This is a genomic window from Porphyromonas sp. CAG:1061 (assembly GCF_000435035.1).
GTDB lineage: Bacteria > Bacteroidota > Bacteroidia > Bacteroidales > Porphyromonadaceae > Porphyromonas_A > Porphyromonas_A somerae.
On sequence record NZ_HF988831.1, the window covers coordinates 1 to 5,897 of the forward strand.

A 5,897-nucleotide genomic window follows, 5' to 3' on the forward strand; every position below is an offset into this window, starting at 1 on the left:
ACAACAAATCGGACCTCCGCAGGAGGTCCTTAACCATAAATGCTCCGATAAATACCACTCGGCAAGGCCTTTCTAATCCGCATCTTCTGTACTCTTCCTCCCTACAGCATTAGTAGAGGAGGATATTCCTTATTGCGGCCTGCTTACTTTCATCAAAGTGGAGGTAGTCGGTCAGATAGTTATTTATGGAGCCATACCTCCGCTCTATCTCGTCGATGAGTTCATTGATCTGATTTGGTTCACACCTGAAGTACTCGGTCAGAGCCTCCTGCACTCCCTGAGGCATGGTAAAGCCCTTCGGCTCCAATCTATTTGGGGGCAGATTGTCATTGCTCATCATATAATCGACGATCGCATCACTCTTACTCACCCCTAGAATATGGTGAATCAAGAAGATCACAAAGGCGACCCGATCCTTTCCCAGGTCATCACTCAATAGGATAGGATACTTGGCGGGATTCGTCATCTCATTGAGGATAATTCGGAGTTGATTGGGATTATCAAACGCTATATTATAGAGTACCTCTCGGTGCATCCCCTTGATCTCCTCACTGCTCCGCTCCCCCTCATAAATCTTATCGATGAGATACTGGAAGTCAATCTCCTTATCTGGCTCTACTTGGATCTGCTCAATCGCCGACATTCCCATCTGGGGAGGATAGTTGGCTATCCTCGAAGGCGACATGATATATTGTGACCGTATTCCCAGAGTCCCAATGATTGGAATATCCTGTTCAAAGCTTCGCCATAAGTCACCAGACCGATAGAGCATCCCCCACTTCATCTGCTCTCCACTAGCCGTCATATACCCCCCAGCGTCACGGAGATTGAGGATACCCACGGTAGGAATCACCCGACTCGTCACCACCCTCATGTCGCTATTATTAAAGACCAGCAAGAAGTAAGTGTGGCTGTAGCTACCCTCCGGACTATTATAGTGGTAAACCTCCTTTCGTATCTGCTCCACAGCGAGTGGCTGGTCGGGATATTTATTGGGGCTTTCCGAGGCATAGATGGCCACCTCGCCATTCATTCCAGGATTGATTTGCCACTGAATGGTGTGATTACCCTTGGCATTTTGCCGCGAATAGGCATCGATATAATAAGCCTGCTTGGCACAAGAGGTCGTTGTCACGGCCACTACCAAGAGCATTCCCCAGAAATAGACTCTATTAATCACACTGTTTCTACACATATCATTCCTTACTTATCAACCACAAATATAAGGAATTAGAGAGAGTTGCCCCTCTTTAATTAGTTAAATCAAGTTACAAAGAGAATGTTGCACGAAGTGCCATTCTCACATATTTTCTAAAATATGCTGAGACTTTGCACGAAGGATGAGATGCAAGGCGCTGAGGGTGAGGATGCTGGGAGCGTACTCACGTACGTGACCGAGCCCGAATCCCGAAAGCAACGCAGCAGATCGCCTTCGTGCAATGTCTCTACAAAGTCGGCTCCAGGCGCCTTGCGAGTACAAAATTTCGCTTTCCCGCTTCATCGGCATAAGCAAAGAGAAATAAGTCACCCCCCTCCTTCACCTTCAGCTGTCGTCTCAATTGATCCGTAGAGGTGGGGAGATTTTTAGCTTGCAGATGGAGTGGTTGGCGAGACAGCTCCTTCAGCCACCGCTTCTCGCCTAGGTTGTGCTCCAGTAGCTCAAAGGCACGACCGGGGAAGTCGGGAAGCAGCTCCTCCGAAAAGTATAGATGGGTGTGACGAGCAGGCTGCCAAACGGGATCGTCTAAGCCCAAACACTCATACCCCACCTTGGCAAAGGCGGGGTAGAGGTCGTAGAGATACCGCCCCACCCGATGACTAATCTCCACAGCTCGAGTAATCTGCCCATCGGTGGTGCAAGTAATTGTACGCGTCCTACCTATCTCCACCACCGTGACACTCTGGGTAACGGTAGGAGAAAAGTGCAATAAGAGCTCTTTTGCCTCACGCCTGAGCGATACGATGTGCGTATCAAAGGGGAAATGAAGTGCCCCCTCTAAATAGGCGAGGTCGGCCATTGGGGAGAGCTTCACCAGCACCTCACTACTCGGCGATACAGCCAAGAGCTGAGGAAGCAACGTAGTGAGGTCTGGACGACTATCCTCCAAACGAAAAACCCTCGACCGGGCCGCAGAAGGGCGCCGATCGGGGTCTAGATAGATCAAGTCTGGCTGTAGCTCCTTTGCCAAAGCAAGCCCTTCCACCTCCGCAGCTCCAGTATGGCAACAGATATTACCACACCCCAAAGCCTTAAAGTTGTGGGCAGCCAGCTCGGCACGCTCCTGTGAGAGTTCTAGATAGGTCACCGCTTTTGCCACCTTGGCAAAGGCAAAGCTATCCGCCCCCATGCCACCGCTAAGATCCAGCACCGTCCCATCGGTCGGAACAAACTGGCTCTTGTAGGCAGCCGTCTCAGGACTGGAGGATTGCTCCACCACCACTGCTTCAGGGATAAAGACCTCTGGCACCGCATACCATTCAGGGTGCTTTAGCTTTAGCTTTTGCCGTGCTTGTATCGCCTTAAGTGCCGACGGAAAGTCCAAGTCTCCAGCATCGTTCCTACCACTAAGAGCCAGCTTTCGCACATCCTCCTCCCTATGTTTCCACACATAGGCGAGTAGTTCGTCATTCATCACTTTTCGTGGGGAATATAGGTCTCCAGCACCTTCGCCCCATTCGTCTCAATCGTTACCTGCTTCATCACGGCAGGGAGCAACAATAGTTCCCCCTTCCCAAGACGATAAGCACCATTAATAGTGATCTCCCCTTCGTCCACAAATAGGATAGTGAAAGAGTCACGACCGTCCAGATCCATTGCATAATCCTTCGTCAGTTGAAGCATACGGGTAGCGAAGTAGTTGCACTCTACCATCGATACCGGCTGGTCTTTCGTCTCACGGTCGTACGGCTCAGCCCCGTGCGTATTGAGTGAAAAGTCGATCACCTCTGCACCGTCCGCCACATGTAGCTCTCGCTTATTCCCCTCCTTGTCGGTTCGATTGAAGTCAAAAAGACGGTAGGTAATCTTACTCGCCTGCTGTATCTCTAGCAAAAGATTCCCCGCCCCAATCGTATGCACCTTTCCAGCTGGGAGGAAAAAGAGATCGCCTGGGTGAGGAGTATGCGCCTCCAAGTAACCCATCACTGCATCGGTCTGCACTAGCTCTGGCAATGCCTCCTTAGAGGTCTGCTTCTGCCAACCGGCATAGATCTTAGCTCCAGGCTCCGACTCTAGCAGATACCACATCTCCGTCTTTCCCCAGCTGTGGTGGCGCTTCTCGGCATAGGCATCATTTGGGTGCACCTGCACACTCAGATCCTGCTGTGAGTCAATCAACTTAATCAGTAGTGGGAACTTACCTCCGAAGCGATCAAAGACCTGCTGTCCCAGCAAGTCAGCTCCATACTCCTGCGTTACCTCTATCAAGTCCTTTCCTGTCAATGGACCTTCCGCTACCACCGAGGCATCGCCCTCCATAGGCGATATCTCCCACGTTTCGCCGATATTTTCGGCCGGGGCTGGTCTCCCCTTGTATTGATAAATCTTATTCCCGCCCCAAATCGTCTGTTTGTACACTTCCCTAAATCGCAAGGGATAAAGCTCTACTCTTTCTTTCATTACCGTCTTAATTATTATCCAAAAAGCACTTCCCTCGCTCCCTTATTCTTCTCGCACCAGCACAAAAGCTGTACGGGCTGGGATATAAAGGCTTAGCCAGCCACGCCCTTCAAAGTTCAATTCATGGTCACAGAGCGTAAAGTGTGGCACCGAGAGATCCACGAGATCATACCCCCCAAAGCGACTCTCATCGCTACAGAAAAGCGTCCGATACTTCCCAGCCGGTGCTGGGAATCGGTAGTCCGCAAAGGAGTCGGTCGGATGGAAGTTGTAGACAAATAGATACTTACCACGCTCATAGACCAACACCTGATCCTCCCACTTATCCCAAAGCTGCACTAGTGGCAACTTGTGGAAGTCCTCTACCCCACGCACAAAGTCCACTAATTCTCTATCAAAGTCACCCAACTGCTGATACTTCAAGAAGCCATTCTCCTCCAAGCTCCACTGGCGGCGTGCATACTTGTGGCTCCACCCATTCCCTTCACGAGGGAAGTCGATCCACTCTGGGTGGCCAAACTCATTACCCATAAAGTTGAGATACCCCCCATTCATCGTGGTCATCGTCACCATTCGGATCATCTTATGGAGAGCTACACCACGGGCCACGGCACTATTGTCGTCCGCCTTGTCCATGTGCCAGTACATCTCCTTATCGATCAGCCTAAATATCAGCGTCTTATCGCCCACCAAAGCTTGGTCGTGGCTCTCAGCATAGCTGATGCTCAGCTCGTCCTTACGACGATTGGTACACTCCCACCAGATAGAGCCAGGCCGCCACTCCTCATCGGGGCACTCCTTGATCAGCTTAATCCAAAAGTCGGGAATATTCATAGCCAGTCGGTAGTCGAAGCCATAGCCACCTGCCTCCACAGGCAGAGCAATACCTGGCATACCACTCACCTCCTCAGCAATCGTAATCGCATGTGGATAGTGCTCGTGGATCAACTTATTGGCGAGTGTGAGATAGGAAATCGCCTCCTCATTCTGTCCCCCATCATAGTAGTTTTGGTAGCTACAGAAGCTCCGCCCTAGCGCATGATCCTCATAGATCATTGAAGTAACTCCATCAAAGCGATAGCCATCGAAGCCATACTCATCGAGCCAATACTTGCAGTTGGAGAGCAAGAAGTGCAGCACCTCATTCTTACCATAGTCAAAGCACTTCGAGTCCCACTGACTATGCTCTCCTCTCGCCCCTTCGTGGAAAAACTGCGTCGACGTACCATCAAAGCGAGCCAACCCCTCCACCTCATTCTTCACTGCGTGTGAATGAACCAAGTCCATAATCACCACCAGACCCATACTGTGAGCCGTATCGATCAACTCCCGCAGCTCATCGGGCGTACCGAAGCGTGATGAAGGGGCAAAGAAACTAGAGACATGATACCCAAAAGAACCGTAGTAAGGGTGCTCCATAATCGCCATCAGCTGCACAGCGTTGTACCCTTTCTCCACAATCTTTGGCAATACCCGCTCCTGAAACTCCCGATAGGTGCCTACCCGCTCCTCCTCCGTTGCCATACCGATATGCGCCTCATAGATCATCAGTGGCTCATGACCTAGTACCGCCCTCGGCGACTGCATCACATAAGGCTCCTTAGGATCCCACACCGAGGCACTAAAAAGATGCGTCTCAGGATCCTGTACCACATACCTTGCCCAGGCCGGAATGCGCTCTCCTTCGCCACCGTCCCATACCATCAGCAGTTTGTAGTGGTCGCCGTGCTTCAAAGTCTCCTTGGGGAGTCTCAGCTCCCACACCCCATTCTCCAAGGGAGAAAAGACAAATGCCTCGTCACGTTGCCACCCATTGCAATCGCCCAAAAGATAAAGCGCCGTTGCATTAGGAGCCCACTCCCGAAGCACCCACTCCGTTGACTCCTTATGAAGTCCAAAGTAAAGATATCCCGAGGCAAAGCTATCGAGCGAAGTGTGCTCTTTGCCCAATAGCTGTTGCTCCTTTGCCAAGGCATCTTCATATCGCCTATTGAGGCACTCCTCGTAGGGGAGCAACCAGTGGTCCTGCTGTAGTATCTGTAGTTTTTTCATGATCCTAATTACCTAACTTTATTACCTATTCCTAGCTTAGTCGCGATACCGCTTGGTGATGTCGCCATAGGCATCAATTCGGCGGTCACGGAGGAAGGGCCACCATCTCCGCACCTGCTCGCTACGCTCCATATCTACCTCCACCACACTCTCTGCCTCTGCATCGGTTGGCAAAATCTCTAGCAGCTCGCCCTGCGGACCAGCCACAAAGGATTGCCCCCAAAAG

At 51.1% G+C, this 5,897-nt stretch carries 4 protein-coding genes and 1 pseudogene; all 5 read right to left on the reverse strand.

The window, feature by feature from the left end:
- Window positions 1-109 precede the first annotated feature (109 nt).
- Window positions 110-1,195, reverse strand: a complete 1,086-nt coding sequence (locus tag QVO39_RS00515) for a tyrosine-protein phosphatase (protein ID WP_021902556.1) — start codon at window positions 1,193-1,195, stop codon at window positions 110-112.
- 250 nt (window positions 1,196-1,445) lie between these two features.
- Window positions 1,446-2,633 (reverse strand): THUMP-like domain-containing protein, encoded by a 1,188-nt coding sequence (locus QVO39_RS00520; RefSeq protein WP_021902557.1) that lies wholly within the window; start codon window positions 2,631-2,633, stop codon window positions 1,446-1,448.
- A complete protein-coding gene (locus QVO39_RS00525) occupies window positions 2,633-3,619 on the reverse strand; it encodes a type I phosphomannose isomerase catalytic subunit (RefSeq protein ID WP_021902558.1) in 987 nt (328 codons plus the stop codon). The genes QVO39_RS00520 and QVO39_RS00525 overlap by 1 nt, the downstream gene beginning before the upstream one ends.
- 42 nt (window positions 3,620-3,661) lie before the next feature.
- Entirely contained in the window at window positions 3,662-5,671 is a 2,010-nt protein-coding gene (locus tag QVO39_RS00530; RefSeq protein ID WP_021902559.1) for an alpha amylase C-terminal domain-containing protein, read from the reverse strand.
- Between the two features lie 36 nt (window positions 5,672-5,707).
- A pseudogene (locus tag QVO39_RS00535) lies at window positions 5,708-5,897 on the reverse strand (acyltransferase); the annotation flags it as partial.